General features: G+C 70.7%; 21 protein-coding genes. 9 read left to right on the forward strand and 12 right to left on the reverse strand.

From position 1 onward, the window contains the following. Nucleotides 1-213: 213 nt before the first annotated feature. Nucleotides 214-939: a hypothetical protein gene (locus ACIPYW_RS13160; RefSeq protein ID WP_400414234.1), complete on the forward strand. Its 726-nt coding sequence runs from the start codon at nucleotides 214-216 to the stop codon at nucleotides 937-939. 41 nt (nucleotides 940-980) lie between these two features. On the opposite strand, the gene ACIPYW_RS13165 is transcribed toward ACIPYW_RS13160, so the two are convergent. Continuing rightward, on the reverse strand, nucleotides 981-2,063 hold the full coding sequence (locus tag ACIPYW_RS13165) for a glycosyltransferase family 4 protein (RefSeq protein WP_400414236.1): 1,083 nt from the start codon (nucleotides 2,061-2,063) through the stop codon (nucleotides 981-983). Continuing rightward, nucleotides 2,060-3,097, reverse strand: a complete 1,038-nt coding sequence (locus ACIPYW_RS13170; protein ID WP_400414238.1) for an alpha/beta fold hydrolase — start codon at nucleotides 3,095-3,097, stop codon at nucleotides 2,060-2,062. Before ACIPYW_RS13170 ends, ACIPYW_RS13165 begins: the two co-directional genes overlap by 4 nt. A 153-nt stretch (nucleotides 3,098-3,250) precedes the next feature. Here ACIPYW_RS13170 and treS point away from each other — a divergent pair, with 153 nt between their 5' ends. Continuing rightward, on the forward strand, nucleotides 3,251-5,005 hold the full coding sequence (gene treS / locus ACIPYW_RS13175; RefSeq protein ID WP_400414240.1) for a maltose alpha-D-glucosyltransferase: 1,755 nt from the start codon (nucleotides 3,251-3,253) through the stop codon (nucleotides 5,003-5,005). A 310-nt stretch (nucleotides 5,006-5,315) separates the two neighbouring features. Further along, complete coding sequence (locus tag ACIPYW_RS13180) at nucleotides 5,316-6,023, forward strand: exonuclease domain-containing protein (protein ID WP_290134239.1); 708 nt, start codon at nucleotides 5,316-5,318, stop codon at nucleotides 6,021-6,023. A 596-nt stretch (nucleotides 6,024-6,619) separates the two neighbouring features. Here the strand turns inward: ACIPYW_RS13180 and ACIPYW_RS13185 are convergent. From ACIPYW_RS13185 to glgA, 3 genes are all read right to left on the reverse strand, one after another. Further along, a complete protein-coding gene (locus ACIPYW_RS13185) occupies nucleotides 6,620-6,868 on the reverse strand; it encodes a type B 50S ribosomal protein L31 (protein WP_022905175.1) in 249 nt (82 codons plus the stop codon). Between the two features lie 111 nt (nucleotides 6,869-6,979). Beyond that, nucleotides 6,980-7,762, reverse strand: coding sequence for an ABC transporter ATP-binding protein (locus ACIPYW_RS13190; RefSeq protein ID WP_290131685.1), 783 nt, complete (start codon nucleotides 7,760-7,762; stop codon nucleotides 6,980-6,982). 90 nt (nucleotides 7,763-7,852) lie between these two features. Beyond that, the gene (gene glgA / locus ACIPYW_RS13195; protein WP_400414243.1) at nucleotides 7,853-9,049 is read right to left on the reverse strand and encodes a glycogen synthase; all 1,197 of its coding nucleotides are present in this window, start codon (nucleotides 9,047-9,049) and stop codon (nucleotides 7,853-7,855) included. A 47-nt stretch (nucleotides 9,050-9,096) separates the two neighbouring features. Between glgA and ACIPYW_RS13200 the strand changes: the two genes are divergently transcribed. Both ACIPYW_RS13200 and serB read left to right on the forward strand, forming a co-directional pair. Next, the gene (locus ACIPYW_RS13200; RefSeq protein WP_400414246.1) at nucleotides 9,097-10,338 is read left to right on the forward strand and encodes a glucose-1-phosphate adenylyltransferase; all 1,242 of its coding nucleotides are present in this window, start codon (nucleotides 9,097-9,099) and stop codon (nucleotides 10,336-10,338) included. Nucleotides 10,339-10,411: 73 nt separating this feature from the next. Next, nucleotides 10,412-11,050 carry a phosphoserine phosphatase SerB gene (serB, locus tag ACIPYW_RS13205; protein ID WP_400414247.1) on the forward strand — a complete coding sequence of 213 codons (639 nt, stop codon included), beginning with the start codon at nucleotides 10,412-10,414 and terminating at the stop codon, nucleotides 11,048-11,050. Between the two features lie 24 nt (nucleotides 11,051-11,074). On the opposite strand, the gene fabG is transcribed toward serB, so the two are convergent. After that, on the reverse strand, nucleotides 11,075-11,788 hold the full coding sequence (gene fabG, locus ACIPYW_RS13210; protein ID WP_290131681.1) for a 3-oxoacyl-ACP reductase FabG: 714 nt from the start codon (nucleotides 11,786-11,788) through the stop codon (nucleotides 11,075-11,077). 150 nt (nucleotides 11,789-11,938) lie between these two features. On the opposite strand from fabG, the gene ACIPYW_RS13215 reads away from it, so the two are divergent. From ACIPYW_RS13215 to ACIPYW_RS13225, 3 genes are read left to right on the forward strand one after another with little or no spacing between them, the layout of a single operon-like run. Beyond that, nucleotides 11,939-12,373: a DUF3099 domain-containing protein gene (locus tag ACIPYW_RS13215; protein ID WP_400414249.1), complete on the forward strand. Its 435-nt coding sequence runs from the start codon at nucleotides 11,939-11,941 to the stop codon at nucleotides 12,371-12,373. Next, the gene (locus ACIPYW_RS13220) at nucleotides 12,373-12,681 is read left to right on the forward strand and encodes a hypothetical protein (RefSeq protein WP_354670479.1); all 309 of its coding nucleotides are present in this window, start codon (nucleotides 12,373-12,375) and stop codon (nucleotides 12,679-12,681) included. Before ACIPYW_RS13215 ends, ACIPYW_RS13220 begins: the two co-directional genes overlap by 1 nt. Beyond that, nucleotides 12,678-13,643, forward strand: coding sequence for an SURF1 family protein (locus tag ACIPYW_RS13225; RefSeq protein WP_400414251.1), 966 nt, complete (start codon nucleotides 12,678-12,680; stop codon nucleotides 13,641-13,643). The genes ACIPYW_RS13220 and ACIPYW_RS13225 overlap by 4 nt, the downstream gene beginning before the upstream one ends. Before the next feature lie 91 nt (nucleotides 13,644-13,734). Here ACIPYW_RS13225 and ACIPYW_RS13230 read toward each other — a convergent pair whose 3' ends face one another. Then, entirely contained in the window at nucleotides 13,735-15,333 is a 1,599-nt protein-coding gene (locus tag ACIPYW_RS13230) for an ABC-F family ATP-binding cassette domain-containing protein (RefSeq protein WP_400414254.1), read from the reverse strand. A 116-nt stretch (nucleotides 15,334-15,449) separates the two neighbouring features. Here ACIPYW_RS13230 and ACIPYW_RS13235 point away from each other — a divergent pair, with 116 nt between their 5' ends. Then, nucleotides 15,450-16,049 carry a biotin transporter BioY gene (locus tag ACIPYW_RS13235; protein ID WP_400414256.1) on the forward strand — a complete coding sequence of 200 codons (600 nt, stop codon included), beginning with the start codon at nucleotides 15,450-15,452 and terminating at the stop codon, nucleotides 16,047-16,049. Between the two features lie 330 nt (nucleotides 16,050-16,379). Here ACIPYW_RS13235 and ACIPYW_RS13240 read toward each other — a convergent pair whose 3' ends face one another. The 5 genes from ACIPYW_RS13240 to sufB form a co-directional block, all read right to left on the reverse strand. Next, on the reverse strand, nucleotides 16,380-16,709 hold the full coding sequence (locus ACIPYW_RS13240) for a metal-sulfur cluster assembly factor (protein WP_022902786.1): 330 nt from the start codon (nucleotides 16,707-16,709) through the stop codon (nucleotides 16,380-16,382). Continuing rightward, nucleotides 16,709-17,482, reverse strand: coding sequence for a Fe-S cluster assembly ATPase SufC (gene sufC, locus ACIPYW_RS13245; protein WP_400414259.1), 774 nt, complete (start codon nucleotides 17,480-17,482; stop codon nucleotides 16,709-16,711). Before sufC ends, ACIPYW_RS13240 begins: the two co-directional genes overlap by 1 nt. A gap of 62 nt (nucleotides 17,483-17,544) precedes the next feature. Next, entirely contained in the window at nucleotides 17,545-17,871 is a 327-nt protein-coding gene (locus ACIPYW_RS13250) for a non-heme iron oxygenase ferredoxin subunit (protein ID WP_400414261.1), read from the reverse strand. Next, complete coding sequence (gene sufD, locus ACIPYW_RS13255; RefSeq protein ID WP_400414263.1) at nucleotides 17,871-19,142, reverse strand: Fe-S cluster assembly protein SufD; 1,272 nt, start codon at nucleotides 19,140-19,142, stop codon at nucleotides 17,871-17,873. Before sufD ends, ACIPYW_RS13250 begins: the two co-directional genes overlap by 1 nt. Continuing rightward, on the reverse strand, nucleotides 19,143-20,561 hold the full coding sequence (gene sufB, locus ACIPYW_RS13260; protein ID WP_400414265.1) for a Fe-S cluster assembly protein SufB: 1,419 nt from the start codon (nucleotides 20,559-20,561) through the stop codon (nucleotides 19,143-19,145). Nucleotides 20,562-20,599: the final 38 nt, after the last annotated feature.

Consider the following 20,599-nt stretch of genomic DNA (forward strand, 5'->3'; position numbering starts at 1 on the left):
CTCGCGATCGCGAACACGAGAAGCGTCACTCAGCACGAGACTCGGTGCGCGACCCCACGTGACTCGGCGTCGCACCCCACGGAACTCGGCGCCCGACACCACGAGCCTCCCGCTGACCCGCTCCCCGCCGCCGGACTATGCTCCGGGACACTCCGGGCCGAGCCGAGCGCTCGAACCGCCGACCCGGTCGGGAGGTCCTGAGAGGGGGACCGCATGAGCACCGAACGACCCGGGTGGCCCGCCGAGCCCGACGACGACCTCGACCGCGCGTTCGGACCCGACACGGCCTCGGTGCCCACCCGGACCACCCCGCAGCGTGTGCGACGCAGCGCCCTGGTCGCCGGCGGTGTCGTCCTCGCCGCCGGAGTCCTCGCGGCTGCGCTCGTGACCATCATCGGCAGCGTGCAGAACGGCGTCGGTGGCGTGTTCCCACAACCCGAGGCGGCACTGACCCGCTTCGAGACCGCCGCCCGTGCCGTCGACGGCGTCACCACGGTCGAGGGCATCCGCACCACGAAGACCGGTTTCGCGAGCTACGACGTCGTCTCGGTCGCGACCGCCGAGCAGGGCCTGGACGAGACCGCGCAGGACCGGCTCGTCGCGGCGCTCAGTGGAGCCGCGGCCACGACCGGCGGCAACGGCGTCCGCGTGTTCGCCGTCATCGCAATCGACACGATGCGCGTCGGCGTCTCCGCCGACGCCGCGGTGAGCGGGCGACGACTCGACCTGGCACGCCGTGTCGACGCGATCGGCGGCGTCCAGGCCGTGCGGTGCGGGTGGGTACCGGAGACGCCGTCCGACGAGCCGACGGTCCAGCTCGTGACCGTGCAGACGACGGGCCGTGGGGCGGCGCTCGGCGCGGTCCTGGCGAAGGCACGGCAGGAGACCCAGGCGGTCTTCCCGGGTGCGGAGGTCACGAGCGAGCGTCCGCCGACCTGATCGGTCGTCGGTGCACCGTTGGACAGCCACGCAGGACAGCGCTACCGAACCGCCCGGTCCACCACAGCCCGCTCGACCGCAGCGACGACGTGCTCGGCGGAGTCGGCCCACCGGAACCGTGCCGCCTGCTCCACGGACTGCTCGGAGGCGTCGACCCACCGGTCCTCGAGCCGACGCACCGCAGCCGCGACCGCCGACGGCGAGGACGGGTCGAAGTACTCCGCCGCGCTGCCGCCGATCTCCCGGAAGATCGGGATGTCGCTCACCGCGACCGGGGTCCCGACGCCCATCGCCTCGACGAGCGGGATGCCGAAGCCCTCGTCGTACGACGCCGTCACGAGCGCGGTCGCGGTGCGCAGCACGTCCAGGTAGGTCTCGTCGGAGGCGCCGTCGTGGAACACGAGCGATCCGCCGGGTGCGATCCGGGTCAGACGGGCACGATCGGCGTCCGAGACCCGCGACATGCAGTGCAGGCGCCATCCGACGCCGAGGAGCGGCAGCGCGGCCGCCAGCGTCTCCACGTTCTTGTACGGCATGAAGGACCCCATGTACACGAGGTCCCGGCGCCGCTCCCCGTCCGCGGGACGACGCTCGGCCGGGTCTGCCGCGTTGTACGCCACGGTCACGGGTCGCTTCGTCAACCGGTGCTCACGGATGAGGCCGGCGGTCGTCTCGGAGACGGTCACCACGCCGTCGGCGCCGTTCAGCAGGAACCGCTGTGGAGCCCAGGACAGGTGGAAGGCCCGCCACCCGAGTCGGATCGGCCACGAGAACTCCCGCGGGGGCGTCCGGTTCCGGTAGTAGATCAGGTCGTGCAGGGTGAGCACGAGGGCGTAGTCCCGACCACGGGACCCCATGGTCTGCATCGGCGAGAACACCGCGTCGAGGCCGAGCCTGTTGACCCGCCGCGCGACGAACGGCTCGCCGGCGTCGGTCGGGGCCGGCAGGAGTTCGTGTGGCAGTCCGTCGGGCAGCGACTCGAGCTGACGGACGTCGTGCACCAGGAGGACGTAGTCGTGCCGGTCGGGCAGGTGTGCGACGACCCCGGCGGTGAACCGCGAGATGCCGTCGTGCCGCCCGAGGCGGACGTACCGGCAGTCGATGCCGATGCGGAGGCGACTCACGACGCGTGCTCCCCACGTCGGTCCGGACGGGAGGCCCGGGTCGGCTCCGCCCCGTCCGTCACCGCCGTCGCGTCGGTCGCGCCGCCGCCCCGACGTCCGCGGCGCGGCTGCGGACGACGCCGGCCGCCGTCGCGCGCCGCACCCGTGGAGTCTTCCATCCGTCGGAGCACGGCGGAGGCAGCCGCCCCGGGGGTCTCGTAGTGCACGAGGTGCCCGACACCGGGGACGACGACGAGCTCGGCGTCCGCCAGCCGCGCGGCCAGCGCCTGCTGCTCGGGGACGGCCGTGATGTCGTCGTGTTCGGCCGCGATCATCAGCACCGGGACGTCGATGCGGTCGGCGTACTCGGAGACGTCGTGGGTCACCGAGGTGCGGAACGCCTCGAGCACACTCGTGCGGTCGGAGAACGCCGAGAAGTAGCGGTCGTGCTGGTCGTGCACCCAGCGCCGGAGGTCGCGGTCGTGCGACTTGAGCATGGCGATGCTCATCACGCGGACGATCGCGGGGTTGCGGAGCAGCGCGAGACCGACCGGCTTCGGGAGCACGGCGCCGGCCTTGTAGTAGCCGATGGCGACGCCCGTCGCGATCGCCCGCGGTCCCTGCAGGGCCGGCGCGGCGATCGGGTTGACGAGCACGAGCAGTCGGGTGCGCAAGCCCGCGGCGACGGTGGCGGCGACGACGATCGAGCCGAACGAGTGCCCGAGGACGACCGTCTGCTCGTCCATACCGAGCGCCGCGTGGAACCCGGTCAACCACGCGACGTAGGAGTCGATGTCGGAGGAGGGCAGCGGGTCCGACACGCCGAACCCCGGCAGGTCCGGCACGACCACGCGGACGCCCCGCAGGTGCGCGGCGACGGTCTCGAGGCCGTGGTGGTCGCCCCGGAACCCGTGCACCGCGAGCACGGTACGGGTGGCGTCCTCGGGGCCGTAGACCCAGTAGTGCGTCGTCCGCCCGTCGATCCGCACCGCGCGGTGCGCGACCGGGGTCGCGGCCATGAGGGACTGGTACGGGGAGAGCAGGGGCGGGCGCATCCCGGCCAGTCTAGGGAAGGCGACCCGCGCGCCCACCGCACCACCGACCGGATGTGGAGAACTCGCAGACGGGACGCGTCCGCGGAGGCGAGCCGTGCCTCCCGTCCGGTCTTCCTGCGGACAGCGCCAGCCGCGCGGCCTAGCGTGTCCAGGGTGACGTTCACGGCCCCGATCCAGCTCCCAGGCCTGACCCTGGACCCGCAGTGGTACAAGCGCTCCGTCTTCTACGAGTGCATGATCCGCTCGTTCGTCGATTCCAACGGCGACGGCATCGGTGACATCCAGGGCGTGATCGGCAAGCTCGACTACCTCCAGTGGCTCGGCGTCGATGCCATCTGGCTGCCACCGTTCTTCCAGTCGCCGATGCGCGACGGAGGGTACGACATCGCCGACTACAAGGCGATCCTGCCCGAGTTCGGCACCCTCGACGACTTCCGCGAGCTCGTCACGAAGTCGCACGAGCGCAACATGCGCATCGTCATCGACATGGTGATCAACCACACGAGCGACCAGCACGAGTGGTTCCAGCAGTCCCGCGAGGACCCGGACGGCCCGTACGGCGACTTCTACGTCTGGCGCGACACCGACGAGGAGTACGAGAACATCCGGATCATCTTCGTCGACACCGAGGAGTCGAACTGGACGTTCGACCCGGTCCGACGGCAGTTCTTCTTCCACCGGTTCTTCTCGCACCAGCCCGACCTGAACTTCGAGAACCCCGCGGTCGTCGAGGCCGTGTACGACGTCGTGCGGCACTGGCTCGACATGGGCGTCGACGGGCTGCGGCTCGACGCGATCCCGTACCTCTTCGAGTCCGAGGACGGCAACGGCGAGGGCGAGCCGGAGACCCACGAGTTCATCAAGAAGCTCCGCGCGATGGTCGACGACGAGTACCCCGGGCGGGTCCTCCTCGCCGAGGCGAACCAGTGGCCGCGCGAGACCGCCGCGTTCTTCGGCACCGACGAGGAGCCCGAGTGCCACATGGCGTTCGACTTCCCCGTCATGCCGCGCATCTTCTACTCGCTCCGCGCGCAGCACGCCTCGGAGCTCAAGGCGATCCTCTCCGAGACGCTCGACGTCCCCGAGTCGGCCGCGTGGGGCGTGTTCCTCCGCAACCACGACGAGCTCACCCTCGAGATGGTCAGCGAGGAGTACCGCCAGGCGATGTACGGCTGGTACGGCTACGACCCGCGGATGCGCTCCAACATCGGCATCCGGCGCCGTCTCGCCCCCCTGCTCGACAACTCCCGCGCCGAGCTCGAACTCATCCACGCGCTGCTGTTCTCGCTGCCGGGGTCGCCGTTCCTGTACTACGGCGACGAGATCGGCATGGGCGACAACATCTGGCTCCCGGACCGTGACTCGTCGCGCACCCCGATGCAGTGGACGCCCGACCGCAACGCCGGGTTCTCCACGGCGGACCCGGGCAAGCTGTACCTGCCCGTCGTCCAGTCGCTCGTCTACAACTACCAGCAGGTCAACGTCGAGGCGCAGCTCGCGCAGTCCCGATCGCTCCTGCACTGGGTCCGGAACGTCATCCACGTCCGCAAGGCGCATCCGGTGTTCGGCCTCGGGACGCTCGACGTCAAGGACACGTCGAACGACTCCGTGCTCGCGTTCGTGCGCTCGTGGGAGGGGTCGGGGCAGCAGTTCGGACCCTCGGCGGAGGACGTCCTCTGCGTCTTCTCGTTCGCCACGAACCCGACGTCCGTGACGATCTCGGTGCCGGAGTACGCCGGGCGGCCGCTGTACGACCTCTTCGGGGGCAGCGTGTTCCCGTCGTTCGACGAGCACGGGTCCGTCACGCTGACGCTCGGGACGCAGTCGTTCTACTGGCTGCACGTGGGCGCGGCACAGGCGGTCGCCCCCGCAGCGGTCGCGCCCGCCTCCGCCACGACGACCGCGTAGCGGCCTGGAGGCACGGCGCGGCTCCGCCAGGCGGGTCACGTCGTCCGTGTCGGCGCGTCGCGCGGGCCAGCTCGGTGCGGCCCGTGTCGGTGCCGTCCGTGCCGTCCGTGTCGGGGCCGTCCGTGTCGGGGCCGTCCGTGTCGGGGCCGTCCGTGCCGGGGCCGTCCGAGTCGGTGCCGTCCGTGCCGGTGCCGTCCGTGCCGGGGCCGTCCGTGTCGGTGCCGTCCGTGTCGGTGCCGTCCGTGTCGGTGCGTCCCGTTAGCCTGGCCGCGTGACGTACTCCGCGACAGCAGCCGCACCGACCCCCGCGGTGCAGGACCTCTCCGGCCGCCCGTGGTGGCACGCACTCGGCGTCTTCGACCTCGAGACCACCGGCGTCGACGTCGAGACCGCCCGGATCGTCACCGCCCACGTCGGCCTCATCGACATGACCGGTCGCTCCATCGTCGAGGGCGCCTGGGTCGCCGACCCGGGCATCGCCATCCCCGAGGGCGCTGCAGCCGTGCACGGGTACACCACCGAGCGTGCCCAGGCCGAGGGCCGTCCCGCCGGTGAGGTCGTGGCCGAAGTCATCGCCGCGGTCGAGGCCGTGTTCGCCCGCGGCATCCCGCTCGTCATCTACAACGCCCCGTACGACCTCACCGTCCTCGACCGCGAGGCACGGCGTCACGGCCTCGCCTCCCCCGTCATCGGCAACGTCGTCGACCCGCTCGTCATCGACAAGGCCCTCGACACCTACCGCAAGGGCAAGCGCACGCTCGAGGCAGCATCCGAGCTGTACGGCGTGACGCTGTCCGACGCCCACGACGCCGGTGCGGACGCGATCGCCGCCGGACGGGTGGCGCAGGCCATCGCGGCGAAGTACCCGGACGACCTCGGGGTCTCCGCCGAGGAACTCCACCGCAAGCAGGTCGGCTGGTGCGCCGACCAGGCCGCGTCCTTCCAGGAGTACATGCGCACGAAGCGCGACCCGGCGTTCACGGCCGACGGGCGCTGGCCGCACCGCAACGGCTCGTAGCGCGACGCGCTCCCCCGCGCGCCGCTGCACGCGCCGCGCCGCTGCGCGCGCCGCGGCGCCCCGCCTGCCGCACGCCGCCGAGCGCCAGCCGCCGCACAACCAAAGTCAGCCCGCACCGCGCAAGGGCGTGGTTCCGATGGACTTTGGTTGTGCGCCGCCGATCGGCCCCGCCGCGCGCATGCCGTCGGCACCGCCGGCGCCGCGCCTCGCGCAGCTGTCGGCACCGCCGGCGCCGTGCCTCGCGCGCCGCCCGTGCCGCGGCCCGCGCGCGACGCGAGCCGGCCGCGCGGCGCGAGCCGGCCGGGCCGCGCGCACGCGCCGGCCGCGCCGCACAACCAAAGTCGACCCGCACCGCGGATCGGCGTGGTTCCGATGGACTTTGGTTGTGCGCCGCCGATCGGCACCGCCGCGCCTCGCGCGCCGCCGATCGGCACCGCCGCGCCTCGCGCGCCGCCGATCGGCACCGCCGCGCGCAGCCGTCGGTGCCGCCCGCACCGCCGGCGCCACGCCTCGCACGCCGCCCGCCCCACCGCCCCGCAACGGCGAACGGGCGGCCCTCCCGAAGGAGGACCGCCCGTTGCGGAACGCGAGGCTGCTTACTTGGAAAAGCCCTTGAAGCGCTGGTTGAACTTCTCGACGCGACCGGCCGAGTCGAGGATGCGCTGCTTGCCCGTGTAGAACGGGTGCGACGCGGACGAGATCTCGACGTCGATGACCGGGTAGGTCGCACCGTCGAGCTCGATGGTCTTGTCGCTGGTCGCGGTCGAGCGCGTCAGGAACGTCTCACCGGAGGCCAGGTCGCGGAAGACGATGGCGTTGTACTCGGGGTGGGTGTCGGTCTTCATGGAGATTCCTCGGTTGGATGCGGTCGGGATGCGCGGGTCCGAAAGGACGCCGTGCGGGAAGTCTTCGGCGTGCGCCAGCCGTCTACGTTACCAGATCGGCTCGGCGAGCCGCTACGACGCGCGGGCGGTCCAGCGCCCGTCGTCCTTGGTCACGGCGAGGCCGACGCCGAACGCCTGCGAGAGCGTCTCGTCCGTCAGGACCTCGTCGATCGGCCCGGCGGCCTGGACCCGTCCGTCGGCGAGGACGAGCGCGTGCGTGAAGCCCACGGGGATCTCCTCGACGTGGTGCGTCACGATGACGATCGCGGGGGCGTCGGGACTCTGCGCGTAGCCGCCGAGGGTCCGGACGAGGCTCTCGCGGGCGCCGAGGTCGAGCGACGCCGCCGGCTCGTCGAGGAACAGCACCTCGGGGTCGGTCATCACCGCACGGGCGATCTGCACGCGCTTCTGCTCGCCGTCGCTCAGCTCGCCGAAGGTCCGCTCGGTGAACGCACCGAGGCCCCACTCGTCGAGCACGCGCTGCGCACGCCGGACGTCGAGTTCCTCGTACTCCTCGTTCCACCGACCGGTGACCGAGTAGGCCGCCGTCAGCACGACGTCGAGCACGGTCTCGGTGAACGGGATGCGTCGCGCGAGGGCGGTCGACGCGAACCCGATCCGGGGACGGAGCTCGGCCAGGTCGGCCGTCCCGAGCTCGACGTCGAGGACGTGCACGGCGCCCGAGGTCGGGAACGTCTGCGCGCCCGCGACCTGCAGCAGCGTGGTCTTGCCGGCACCGTTCGCCCCGAGCACGACCCAGCGCTCGTCGTCCTGCACCTCCCACGAGACGGAGTCGAGGATGGTGGCCCCGTTGCGGACCACGGAGACGTCTGACAAGCGCACGACCGAGGGCATGCCCCCAGCCTACGGGGTCGGGACGGCCGGGAGCGGCCCGGGAGGCCCGTGGCGCGGAACCTGGTCGGCTCGCGCCACGGACGGCGTGCGTCAGCGACCCGCGAGGACCTGGTCGTACACGGCGCGGGTCCGGCGGGCGATCGCGTCCCACGTGAACTCGCTCTCGACACGGAGTCGTCCGGCGCGGCCCATGAGCTTCGCGAGCCCCTCGTCCTCGAGGACCTCGTTCAGGGTCGCCCCGAGGTCGGCGACGTACCGGTCGGGGTCGGTCGGCGTGCCGGTGCCGTCCTGCGCCTGATCGATCGGCACGATTCGTCCGGTGAGACCGTCGGCGACGACCTCGGGGATGCCTCCGGTGCCGGTGCCGACGACGGGGATGCCGCACGCCATGGCTTCGAGGTTCACGATGCCGAGGGGTTCGTAGATCGACGGGCAGACGAACACCGTCCCGGAGGACAGCACGTTGACGATCTCACCGTGGGAGAGCATGCGGTCGATCCAGACCACGCCGTCTCGTTCCGAACGCAGGGAGTCGACCAGCCCGGTCACCTCGGCCATGATCTCCGGGGTGTCCGGCGCCCCGGCGCAGAGCACGATCTGCACGTCCGACGGCAGCGACGCCACCGCGCGGAGCAGGTAGGGCAAGCCCTTCTGGCGCGTGATCCGTCCGACGAACACGACGCTGCGACGCGAGGGGTCGATCCCGAGTGCGCGCACCGCGTCCTCGTCGACGTTCGGCTGCCACTCGTCGATGTCGATCCCGTTGTAGACGACCTGCACCCGCTCGGGGTCGATCGACGGGTACGACCGGAGGATGTCGGCCCGCATGGCCTTCGACACCGCGACGACCGCGTCGGCACGTTCGAACGCCTCGCGCTCCATCCAGCTCGACAGCCGGTAGCCGCCGCCGAGCTGCTCGGCCTTCCACGGCCGCAGCGGCTCGAGGCTGTGGGCGGTGACGACGTGGGGGATGTCGTAGGTCAACTGCGCGATCCGGCCCGCGGCGTTCGCGTACCAGGTGTGCGAGTGCACGACGTCGGCGCCCTCGACGTCGGCGGCGATCGCCACGTCGGTGCCGAGCGCCTGCAGTGCGCCGTTGGCCTGCTCGAGGCCGTTCGGCGTCCGGTAGGCCCAGACGTCGGCCTCGTCCCGGAAGGCCCCGAAGGCGCGGACCCGCACCTCGGTGTCCGTACCCGACCGCAGCGCTGCGGTGAGCTCGGCGACGTGGACACCCGCCCCGCCGTACACCTCTGGTGGGTATTCCCTGGTCAACAGATCGACTCGCACGCGTTCAACGTAACCGTTCCCCGGTCCGGACGCATACTGTGAGCGGTATGGCACCAAAGAAGGTCTTCGGCATCGTCCTCGCCGGCGGAGAGGGCAAGCGCCTCATGCCGCTCACGGCGGACCGTGCGAAACCCGCTGTCCCGTTCGGCGGCAACTTCCGGCTCATCGACTTCGCGCTGTCGAACCTCGTGAACTCCGGGCTGCAGAAGATCGTCGTCCTGACCCAGTACAAGTCGCACAGCCTCGACCGCCACGTCGCGGAGACCTGGCGCATGGAGGGGCTGCTCGGCTCCTACGTCGCGTCCGTGCCCGCGCAGCAGCGACTCGGCAAGCGCTGGTTCGCCGGGTCGGCCGACGCGATCCTGCAGTCGCTCAACCTCCTCCGTGACGAGCGCCCCGACATCGTCGTCGTGGTGGGTGCCGACCACGTCTACCGGATGGACTTCCACCAGATGGTCGAGGCGCACATCGCGTCCGGCCGGAGTGCCACGGTCGCCGCGATCCGCCAGCCGATCGGCCTCGCGGACCAGTTCGGCGTCATCCAGGTCGCCGAGGACGACCCGACGATGATCGACGCGTTCCTCGAGAAGCCGAAGGACGCGGTCGGTCTGGCCGACTCCCCCGGCGAGATCCTCGCGTCGATGGGCAACTACGTCTTCGACGCCGACGCGCTCGTGGACGCCGTGCTCCGCGACGGCCAGATCGAGACGTCGAACCACGACATGGGCGGTGACATCGTGCCGGACTTCGTGGCGCGGGGTGACGCCGGCGTGTACGACCTCAAGCGCAACGACGTGCCCGGCTCGAACGAACGAGACCGGTACTACTGGCGCGACGTGGGGACGATCGACTCGTTCTTCGACGCGCACATGGACCTCATCGCCCCGGTGCCCGTCTTCAACCTGTACAACCAGGACTGGCCGATCTTCAACCAGCAGACCAACCTGCCGCCGGCGAAGTTCGTCCGCGACGCGAACGGCAACACCGGTTCCACGGTGGACTCGCTCGTCTCCCTCGGCTGCCTGGTGTCCGGCGCGCAGGTCGAACGCAGCATGATCGGCCCCTGGTGCGGCATCGACTCCGGCGCGAAGGTCCTCGACTCCATCGTGTTCGAGCGCGCCTCGATCGGTGCGGGCGCCGTCGTCAACCGCGCGATCCTCGACAAGGACGTGGTCATCGCACCGGGTGCGCGGGTCGGCGTCGACCGCGAGGCCGACGAGGCCCGTGGCTTCACGGTCACCGAATCGGGGATCACCGTGGTCGGCAAGGGCGTGCGGGTCGACGCGTAGCAACGCAACGGCCGGGAGGCACGGCTCGCGTCACGGACGCGGCCGTGCCTCCGTCAGTCGGTAGCGTTGGTCCGTGCCCCGCTTCCTCGTCGTCCTCGATGCCGATTCCACGCTGCTCGAAGACGAGGTGATCGAACTCCTCGCCGACGCGGCCGGGACCCGGCCACAGGTCGCGGCGATCACGGAGCGCGCCATGCGCGGAGAGATCGACTTCGCGGAGAGCCTCTGGGAGCGTGTCGCGACCCTCGCGGGCCTCCAGGACGACGTCTTCCGCAGTGCGCAGCAGGCGGTCCGCGTCACGCGGGGCGCTGCCGAACTGGTTCGCGGCGTGCACGCCGCGGGCGGCACCGCCGGGGTCGTGTCCGGCGGCTTCCACGAGGTCCTCGACCCGTTCGCCGCCGAGCTCGGCCTCGACCACTGCCGAGCGAACCGGCTCGAGGTGGTCGACGGCGTGCTGTCCGGGCGCGTCCTCGGGAACGTCGTGGACGCGCAGGCGAAGGCGACCGCGCTCCGGGAGTGGGCGGCGGCGGACGGCGTCGACCGACTGCAGACGGTCGCCGTCGGCGACGGCGCGAACGACCTCGAGATGATGCGCGTCGCGGGCCTGTCCGTGGCGTTCGACGCCAAGCCCCGGGTCCGCGCCGAGGCGGACCTGTCCGTGGTCGACCGCGACCTGTCGGCGGTCCTCGTGACGATGGGCCTGCGCGGCTGAACCGCGCAGGCCGTCAGTCGCGCGTCAGTGGCCCATCCCGAGGCCGCCGTCGACCGGGATGACCGCGCCGGAGATGTACCCGGCGCCGTCGCCCGCGAGGAACAGCGTGGCGTCCGCGACGTCGTCCACCGTGCCGTAGCGGGAGGCGGGGATCTGCTTCTTGAACTCGGCGACGAGCTCGTCCGGCAGCGACGCCGTCATGTCCGTCTGGATGAACCCGGGCGTGACGACGTTGGCGGTGATGCCGCGGGAGCCGAGCTCGCGCGTGATCGACCGGGCCATGCCGATGAGGGCGGCCTTCGACGACGCGTAGTTCACCTGCCCGACCTGACCGAACGTGCCGACGACGCTGCCCATGAGCACGATGCGGCCGAACTTCGCCTTCATCATGCCCTTCGTGGCGCGCTTGACCACCCGGAACGTGCCGGTGAGGTTCGTGTCGACGACGCTCGTGAAGTCCTCCTCCGACATGCGGAGCAGCAGCTGGTCGTTCGTGATGCCGGCGTTGGCGACGAGCACCTCGACCGGACCGAGCTCCGCCTCGACCTGTGTGAAGGCCGCGTCGACGGACGCCGTGTCGGTGATGTCCGCCTGCACCGTGAGCGCTCCCTCGGGGCCGCCCGTCCCGCTGCGCGACGTGACCGCGACGCGGTGTCCCTCGGCGACGAAGCGCTCCGCGAGGGCGTAGCCGATGCTGCGGTTGCCGCCGGTGATCAGGACGGTACGGGGGGTGCTCATGGTCGCTCCTCGGGGTGTGTCGGACGGCGTGCCGCCGGACACGCCCGGACGAGCGTACCCGAGCCGATCCGCGCACTCCGATCGCGCGCGGCGGAACCGGAATGTCCGACGGAGGCTTAGGCTTGTCCCCGGGAGACGATGGACATCCGAATGAAGACCACGCACAGCATCACGGCACTCCCCGAGTCGCCGGAACAGGACCGTGCGCACCGGCTCTCCCGCTACGTCTGGCAAATGGCCGTCCGCGTCGTCTGCTTCGTCGCCGCCGTCCTCGTCTGGACCGCCTGGCACACGTGGCTCGTGGTGATCCCGATCATCCTCGCCGGGGTGATCCCCTGGGTCGCGGTCATCCTCGCCAACGCCGGCAACCGCGCCGAGAACGACGTCGTCGCCCCCGCCGGAGCGGTCCAGCTCTACGACGCCGACGACGTCCGCATCCGTGAGGAGCAGGAAGCCGCCCGTGCGCAGGCCTACCGCGACGAGCAGGACCGCCTCCGCGGCCAGGCGCAGCACGCGCAGGACGAGTGGCAGCGACACGGCGACCACACGAACGTCTGGCCCCCGAAGACCGGCGGGCGGCGCTGATGGGGGCGACGTTCGACCTCTTCACCGAGCCCGGCTCCACCCCGGTGTGCTCGCGCGCCGGCTGCACCGAGACCGCCGAGTGGCGCATCAACTGGCGGAACCCGCGCATCCACGCCACTGACCGGGTGAAGATCTGGGCGGCGTGCGAGGACCACCGTGACTTCCTGGCCGACTACCTCCGCTCGCGCAGCTTCCCCGTCCGCGTGACCGGCATGCACGAGGACGTCGACCGCCTCGACGACCTCCGAGATCCGAACGCCGGGCCGAAGAACGACGTCGGGGTGCGCGCCACCGGCACCGATCGATGACCGACGGCTTCGACCCGAGCTCCCGGTACGGCCGACGACACGCCGCCAAGTTGCAGCGCGAGGTGGCCTCGACGTCTGATGCCCCGCACGAGCACGACCCCGACGAGCCGTTCGTCGGGTGGCGCTTCGTCCGGAGCCGCCGCTGGCTCGGGTACTTCGCGATCGCCGTGGCCTTCGCGATCGTCTGCGCCCTGTTCGGCATGTGGCAGTGGGACCGCCGGAACGAGGCCGTCCGCCAGAACGAGCAGATCGCGCAGAACTACGACCACACCCCGGTCCCGCTCGACCAGGCGCTCCCCCGCGCCACGAGCTGGGACGACGACCAGACCTGGCTCCGGGTGACCGCCACCGGGCGGTACGACACCGATGCGCAGCTCCTCGTCCGGAACCGCGTGCACAACGGGCAGCCCGGCTTCGAGGTCCTCACCCCGCTCGTCACCGCCGACGGCCGCGCGTTCATCGTCGACCGCGGGTGGGTCCCGACGGGCAACCGGCAGGACGCGCCCGACCACGTCCCGGCGCCGCCGAGCGGCGAGGTCACCGTCGTCGTCCGCCTGCAGCAGAGCGAGCCGCGGATCCCCGGCCGTTCCGACCCGTCGCACACCGACCAGGTGCAGTCGGTCACCCTCGCCGACGTCCGTGACAAGGTCGGGATGCCGATCTGGACCGGCGCCTACGGACAGCTCGCCTCCGAGGACCCCGCTCCGACACAGACCGCGCCTCTCGGCTGGGACCGCCCATCGGCGGACACCGGTCTGCACCTCAGCTACTTCATCCAGTGGTTCCTGTTCGCCGCCGGGGGCTTCGGCTTCCTCGCGTACGTGATGGTGCAGGAGTACCGGAACCTCAACCAGGACGATCCCGACGAGCGCGAGCGCGCCGAGGAGCGTCGTCGCCGGAAGGACGCGAAGCCGAAGTCCGACGCCGAGGTCGAGGACGAGCTGCTGAACGCCGGTCGCTGAACGCGACCGGTTCCGGACGGGAGGCCCGTGGCGGTGTCGCCACGGGCCTCCCGTCCGATCGTGCGCACAGCGCGTACCGCGCGCAAGCCGGTCAGGCGAGCTCGATGAGCTCCGCATACTCCTTGTTCCAGTGGTCCTCGGTGCCGTCCGGCAGCAGGAGGACCCGCTCGGGGTTGAGGGCCTCGACCGCGCCGGCGTCGTGCGAGACGAGCACGACAGCACCCTCGTAGCCGGCGAGGGCGCCGAGGATCTCCTCGCGCGAGGCCGGGTCGAGGTTGTTCGTCGGCTCGTCGAGCAACAGCACGTTCGCGCCCGAGACGACGATCATCGCCAGCGACAGACGGGTCTTCTCACCACCGGAGAGCACACCGGCCTTCTTGTAGCCGTCGTCGCCCGTGAACAGGAACGAGCCGAGCACACGACGCGCCTCGGTCTCGTTGAGGTCGTTCGACGCCGACACCATGTTCTCGATCACGGTGCGGTTGACGTCGATGTTCTCGTGCTCCTGCGCGTAGTAGCCGATGCGCAGGCCGTGGCCGGGCAGGATCTCGCCCGTGTCCGGCTGGTCGGCGCCCGCGAGGATCCGGAGCAGCGTCGTCTTGCCGGCGCCGTTGAACCCGAGGATGACGACGCGCGAGCCGCGGTCGATCGCGAGGTCGACGCCCGCGAAGATCTCCAGCGAGCCGTAGGACTTCGACAGCCCCTCGGCCATGAGCGGCGTCCGGCCGCACGGGGTCGGCGTCGGGAACCGCAGCTTCGCGACGCGGTCCACGGCGCGCTCGTCCTCGAGGCCTGCGAGGAGCTTCTCGGCACGCGCGACCATCTGGTGCGCCGCGGCGGCCTTCGTGGCCTTCGCACCGAAGCGTGCGGCCTGGTCCTTCAGCGTCGCCGCCTTCTTCTCGGCGTTCGCGCGCTCCTTGCGGCGGCGCTCCTCGTCGGCGGCGCGCTGCCGCTGGTAGAGCTTCCAGCCCATGTTGTACACGTCGATCGACTGGCGGTTGGCGTCGAGGTAGAACACGCGGTTGACGACCTCGTCCACGAGCTCGACGTCGTGCGAGATGACGATGACGCCGCCCGGGTAGGTCTTCAGGTGTTCGCGGAGCCAGACGATCGAGTCGGCGTCGAGGTGGTTCGTCGGCTCGTCGAGGATCATCGTCTCGGCGTCCGAGAACAGGATGCGCGCGAGCTCGATGCGCCGACGCTGACCGCCGGAGAGCGTCTTCAGCGGCTGGTCGAGGATGCGGTCCGGCAACTTGAGGTTCGACGCGATCGACGCTGCCTCGGCCTCGGCCGCGTACCCGCCGAGCGCGTTGAACTGGTCGTCGAGGCGGCTGTACCGGCGCATCGCCTTCTCGGCGACGGCGGCGTCGTCACTCGCCATGTCGAGGGTCGCGAGCCGGATGCCCTCGACGAGCTCCCCGAGACCGCGGGCGTCGAGGATGCGCTTCCGGGCAGTGTCCTCCGGGTTGCCCGAGCGGGGGTCCTGCGGCAGGTAGCCGATCTCGCCACCGCGCTCGATCTTGCCGGCGGTGGGCTGCGTCTCCCCCGCCAGCGCCTTCGTCATCGTGGTCTTGCCGGCACCGTTGCGCCCGACGAGACCGATCTTGTCGCCCTTCTCGACACGGAAGGAGACGTTCTCCATGAGGAGGCGGGCCCCGACGCGGATCTCGAGATCGTGCACGGCAAGCACAGTGGACGTCCAATCAGTTGGTGGTTTTGCACAACGACGTGTGCGGGAGGTGCACCGCTACGCTGACGGGACCGATGGTTCCAGAACGGGACCAGCAGTCCATTCTAGGAGAATCCATGACGAACGCCACCGGGTTCGCTCGCCGCGCAGTCCTCGCCGACCGTCTGCGCACCCACGGCCTGGCCACCGACGCCGCCCTCGTCGCCGGCGGCGCGCTCTTCACCGCCGCCATGGCGCAGGTCGAGGTGCCGATGTGGCCCGTACCGATCACCGGGCAGACCCTGGCCGTCGTCCTCGTCGGCGCCACGCTCGGCGCCCGTCGTGGCATGCTCTCGCTGCTCGTCTACGCGGTCGCCGGGCTCGCTGGTGCGCCGTTCTTCGCCGGCTTCTCCGGTGGCCTGTCCGCGCTGGCCTCGCCGAGCTTCGGCTACGTGATCGGGTTCGTCCCGGCCGCGGGGCTCGTGGGCTGGTTCGCCCGACGCAACTGGGACCGGCACGTCGGTCGCGCCACCGTGGCGATGCTCCTCGCGAGCGCGGTCCCGTTCGTGACCGGTCTGCCGTGGCTCGCGGCCTCCCTCGGGCAGCTCGGTGCGCCGAACGACCTGCAGTCCGTGCTCGCGGCGGGCCTCTACCCGTTCGTGATCGGCGGCGTGGCGAAGGCCCTCATCGCGGCGGGCGTCCTGCCCCTGGCGTGGAAGGCGCTCGGCCGGCGCTGATCGCTGCACGTTGCGAGAGCGGCCGAGGTTCCGGGATGTCGGAACCTCGGCCGCTCTCGTCGTTCCTCCGTGGAACCTCGGTGGGATGCGCCCGGCGAGTCGTGGAACCTCGGGCATCGCGAGCCGCGGTGAGCCGCGGTGGTCGCGCGACACGCCGCGCGCCGAGCGGGTTGGTCGCACGAACAGTCGCCTGAGGGCGCCGCACGCGACACATCGTGCGACCACGGCGACGCGCCCCGGGCGCGTCGCGCGCGCCGGACGCGACCCCACGACGGACGGGAGGCGCGGTACCAGCTGGCACCGCGCCTCCCGTCTGCTGGTCGGTCGCGACTAGATCGAGAAGCCGAGCGCGCGCATCATCTCGCGCCCGTCGTCCGTGATCCGCTCCGGGCCCCACGGCGGCATCCAGACCCAGTTGATCCGGAACGCGTCGACGATCCCGTCGAGCGCGTTCGCCGTGTCGCCCTCGATGACGTCCGTCAGCGGGCAGCCCGCGCTCGTCAGCGTCATGCTGATGACGAGTGCGTTCGCCTCGTCGTCCATCGCGAGGTCGTAGATCAGGCCGAGGTCGACGATGTTCACGCCGAGCTCCGGGTCCTGGACCTCCTTGAGGCCCTCGACGACCTCGTCGAACTTCTCCGGGGAGAGTGCGGTGATCATCAGGACTGCGCCTCGGCGGCAGCGGCCTGCACGTAGCGGTCGTAGCCCTCGTTCTCCAGGCGCTCGGCGAGCTCGGGGCCACCCTGCTCCGCCACCTTGCCCGCGACGAACACGTGCACGAAGTCCGGCTTGATGTAGCGGAGGATGCGCGTGTAGTGCGTGATGAGGAGCACGCCGAGGCCGGTCGCCGCCTTGGCGCGGTTGACGCCCTCGGAGACGATCTTCAGCGCGTCGACGTCGAGGCCGGAGTCGGTCTCGTCGAGGACCGCGAACTTCGGCTTGAGGAGCTCGAGCTGCATGATCTCGTGGCGCTTCTTCTCGCCGCCGGAGAAGCCCTCGTTGACGTTGCGCTCGGCGAAGGCGGAGTCCATCTTGAGGTCGGCCATCGACTGGCGGAGGTCCTTGACCCAGCCGCGCAGCGCGGGGGCCTCTCCGTCGATCGCGGTCTTCGCGGTGCGGAGGAAGTTCGACACCGTGACGCCGGGGATCTCCACCGGGTACTGCATGGCGAGGAACATGCCGGCGCGGGCGCGCTCGTCGACGCTCATGGAGAGGACGTCCTCGCCGTCGAGCGTGATCGAGCCGCCGACGACGTTGTAGCGCGGGTGCCCGGCGATCGTGTACGCGAGGGTCGACTTGCCGGAGCCGTTCGGTCCCATGATCGCGTGGATCTCGCCCTCGTTGATGGTGAGGTCGACGCCCTTGAGGATCTCCTTGGTGCCCTGATCGGTGTCGATCGAGACCTGGAGGTCGCGGATTTCGAGAGTGGACATTGCGTTCCTTCGGTTGCAGCTGGTGTGCGGCGTCAGCCGCGCGGGAAGAGTGGTGGTGTCGCTCAGTCGACGGGGACCGGGTCGTGGACGTCGACGTAGACGTCGCCGTCACGGACCTCGACCCGGAAGACCGGCACCGGCTCGTACGCCGGGAAGTTCTGCGGCTTGCCGGTCGTCAGGGAGAACTTCGACCCGTGTGCCCAGCACTCGAGTGCGTCCCCCTCGACGAAGCCCTCCGCCAGCGAGATGTCGCCGTGCGTGCAGGTGTCCCCGATGGCGTGCACGACTCCAGCGGAGTCCTTCACGATCGCGACCGCGGTGCCGTCCACGACGACCCGCATCGGGCTGTCGACCGCGATGTCCCCCTCGGCGCAGACCTTCTCGGCCATCAGGCGTCCGCCTGCGCAGCCTCGGGGTCGGTCTCCGGGTCGGCCTCGGCGATGACCGAACGGCCTGCCGCCAGCTCCTCCTCGACCGCCGCGATGAGACGCTCCTCGAGCTCGGGCGCACCGATCTTCTGGATCACCTCGACGAGGAAGCCGAGCACGACCAGACGACGTGCCTCTTCCTTGGGGATGCCGCGGGCCTGCAGGTAGAACAGCTGCTCGTCGTCGAACCGACCGGTGGCGCTGGCGTGGCCGGCACCCTCGATGTTGCCGGTCTCGATCTCGAGGTTCGGGATGCTGTCCGCGCGCGTGCCGTCGGTGAGGACGAGGTTGCGGTTCTGCTCGTACGAGTCGGTGCCGTCGGCCGGACGGCTGATGAGCACGTCGCCGATCCACACCGTGTGCGCACCCTCGCCCTGCAGCGCGCCCTTGTAGTTGACCCGGCCGCGCGTGTTGGGCGCGTCGTGGTTCACGTAGACCTGCTGCTCGATGTACTGCCCCGCGTCGGCGAAGTACACGCCGTACATCTCGGTGTCGGCGCCCTGCGCACCGAGGTGCGTGGACGGGTTGACCCGGATGACGTCACCGCCGAGGGAGACGACCACGTGCTTGAGGAAGGCGTCGCGGCCGACCTCGGCGAAGTGCGTCGACACGTGCACGGCCTCGTCGTCCCAGTCCTGCAGGCTGACGACGGTGAGCCGGGCGTTGTCGCGGACCACGATCTCGATGTTCTCGCTGAGGAGTGCGGAGCCGCGGTTGTCGATCACGACGATGCCCTGCGCGTTCGCCTCGGCCGTGACGACCGTGTGCGCCGCTCGGGGCTGCGAGCCGAAGTCGGAGCGCGTGATGGTGATGAACTCGTGCTCTTCGGTCGCCTTGATCGTGACCGCGAGCACGGCGTCGCGCGCCGTCCAGGCCGCCGCGGAGGCGCGGTCCTCGGGGAGCCCGGCGGAACCGACCCGCGGGTCGTCGCTGCGGCCCCACTCGACGTCGGCACCGTCGGACTGGCGCGCGAGGTACGGGTACGGCGCGCCGTCGAGTACGCCGTCGAGCAGCGGCTGGAGCTTCGCGAGCGGCGCGAACTTCCAGTTGACCTCGCGGCCCGTGACCGTCGGGAAGGCGTCGAGGTCAGCGGACTGGAACCGCTCCGACCGGGTCTGGACGGGGACCTGCTTCTCGGCCGCGTCCCACCCGCCGTCGGAGTGCGCACGAGCGCCGTGCTGCTCGGTGCCGCCGGCTGCGGCGGCGCTGGGCTGTTCGGTGGTGCTGGACATCTAGCCGACGGATCCTTCCATGCTCATCTCGATGAGCTTGTTGAGTTCGAGCGCGTACTCCATCGGGAGCTCGCGGGCGATCGGCTCGATGAAGCCGCGGACGATCATCGCCATCGCCTCGTCCTCGGGCAGACCGCGGGACATGAGGTAGAACAGCTGCTCCTCGCTCACGCGGGAGACGGTGGCCTCGTGGCCGAGCTGGACGTCGTCGACGCGGATGTCGATCGCCGGGTAGGTGTCCGAGCGGCTCACCGTGTCGACGAGGAGTGCGTCGCACCGGACGGTGTTTGCCGCGTGGTGCGCGTTCGGGTCGACCCGGACCTCACCGCGGTACCCCGCGCGGCCGCCGCCACGGGCGATCGACTTCGAGACGATCGACGACGTCGTGTACGGCGCCATGTGGATCATCTTCGCGCCGGCGTCCTGGTGCTGGCCCGGACCCGCGAAGGCGACCGAGAGGGTCTCGCCCTTGGCGTGCTCACCGGCGAGGTAGATCGACGGGTACTTCATCGTGACCTTCGACCCGATGTTGCCGTCGATCCACTCCATCGTCGCGCCCTCGTGCGCGATCGCACGCTTGGTCACGAGGTTGTAGACGTTGCTCGACCAGTTCTGGATCGTCGTGTAGCGCACGCGGGCGTTCTTCTTCACGATGATCTCGACGACCGCGGAGTGCAGCGAGTCCGACTTGTAGATCGGCGCCGTGCAGCCCTCGATGTAGTGGACGTAGGAGTCCTCGTCAGCGATGATCAGCGTCCGCTCGAACTGGCCCATGTTCTCGGTGTTGATGCGGAAGTACGCCTGCAGCGGGATCTCGACGTGCACGCCCTTCGGGACGTACACGAACGAGCCGCCGGACCACACGGCCGTGTTCAGCGCGGCGAACTTGTTGTCGCCGGCCGGGATCACCGTGCCGAAGTACTCCTCGAAGATGTCGGGGTGCTCGCGGAGCGCGGTGTCGGTGTCCATGAAGATGACGCCCTGCTGCTCCAGGTCCTCGCGGATCTGGTGGTAGACGACCTCGGACTCGTACTGCGCGGCGACGCCGGCCACGAGGCGCTGGCGTTCGGCCTCGGGGATGCCGAGCTTCTCGTAGGTCGCGCGGATGTCCTCGGGGAGGTCTTCCCACGACTGCGCCTGCTTCTCGGTGGAGCGCACGAAGTACTTGATGTTGTCGAAGTCGATGCCCGTCAGGTCGGCACCCCACGTCGGCATCGGCTTGCGGCCGAACAGCTGCAGACCCTTGAGTCGGTTCTTGAGCATCCACTCGGGCTCGGACTTGAGGTTCGAGATGTCGGTCACGACCTCCTCCGACAGACCACGTCGCGCGGACGCGCCGGCGGAGTCGGAGTCGGACCAGCCGAACTCGTATTGGCCGAGCCCTTCGAGCTCGGGACGGTCGATGAGCACGTCGGACATGGTCTCCTCGTTTCCTTCTCGCGGCAGCGTCACCAGGG

The sequence above is a fragment of the Curtobacterium sp. NPDC089689 genome (assembly GCF_044749145.1).
Lineage (GTDB): Bacteria > Actinomycetota > Actinomycetes > Actinomycetales > Microbacteriaceae > Curtobacterium.

Bases quoted from the DNA above. Each gene is read 5' to 3' on its own strand.
- ACIPYW_RS13160 (WP_400414234.1), top strand. From the start codon at position 214: ATGAGCACCGAACGACCCGGGTGGCCCGCCGAGCCCGACGACGACCTC.
- ACIPYW_RS13170 (WP_400414238.1), bottom strand. From the start codon at position 3,097: ATGCGCCCGCCCCTGCTCTCCCCGTACCAGTCCCTCATGGCCGCGACC.
- ACIPYW_RS13185 (WP_022905175.1), bottom strand. From the start codon at position 6,868: ATGAAGACCGACACCCACCCCGAGTACAACGCCATCGTCTTCCGCGAC.
- ACIPYW_RS13190 (WP_290131685.1), bottom strand. From the start codon at position 7,762: ATGCCCTCGGTCGTGCGCTTGTCAGACGTCTCCGTGGTCCGCAACGGG.
- ACIPYW_RS13200 (WP_400414246.1), top strand. From the start codon at position 9,097: ATGGCACCAAAGAAGGTCTTCGGCATCGTCCTCGCCGGCGGAGAGGGC.
- fabG (WP_290131681.1), bottom strand. From the start codon at position 11,788: ATGAGCACCCCCCGTACCGTCCTGATCACCGGCGGCAACCGCAGCATC.
- ACIPYW_RS13215 (WP_400414249.1), top strand. From the start codon at position 11,939: ATGAAGACCACGCACAGCATCACGGCACTCCCCGAGTCGCCGGAACAG.
- ACIPYW_RS13220 (WP_354670479.1), top strand. From the start codon at position 12,373: ATGGGGGCGACGTTCGACCTCTTCACCGAGCCCGGCTCCACCCCGGTG.
- ACIPYW_RS13225 (WP_400414251.1), top strand. From the start codon at position 12,678: ATGACCGACGGCTTCGACCCGAGCTCCCGGTACGGCCGACGACACGCC.
- ACIPYW_RS13235 (WP_400414256.1), top strand. From the start codon at position 15,450: ATGACGAACGCCACCGGGTTCGCTCGCCGCGCAGTCCTCGCCGACCGT.
- ACIPYW_RS13240 (WP_022902786.1), bottom strand. From the start codon at position 16,709: ATGATCACCGCACTCTCCCCGGAGAAGTTCGACGAGGTCGTCGAGGGC.
- sufC (WP_400414259.1), bottom strand. From the start codon at position 17,482: ATGTCCACTCTCGAAATCCGCGACCTCCAGGTCTCGATCGACACCGAT.
- ACIPYW_RS13250 (WP_400414261.1), bottom strand. From the start codon at position 17,871: ATGGCCGAGAAGGTCTGCGCCGAGGGGGACATCGCGGTCGACAGCCCG.
- sufD (WP_400414263.1), bottom strand. From the start codon at position 19,142: ATGTCCAGCACCACCGAACAGCCCAGCGCCGCCGCAGCCGGCGGCACC.
- sufB (WP_400414265.1), bottom strand. From the start codon at position 20,561: ATGTCCGACGTGCTCATCGACCGTCCCGAGCTCGAAGGGCTCGGCCAA.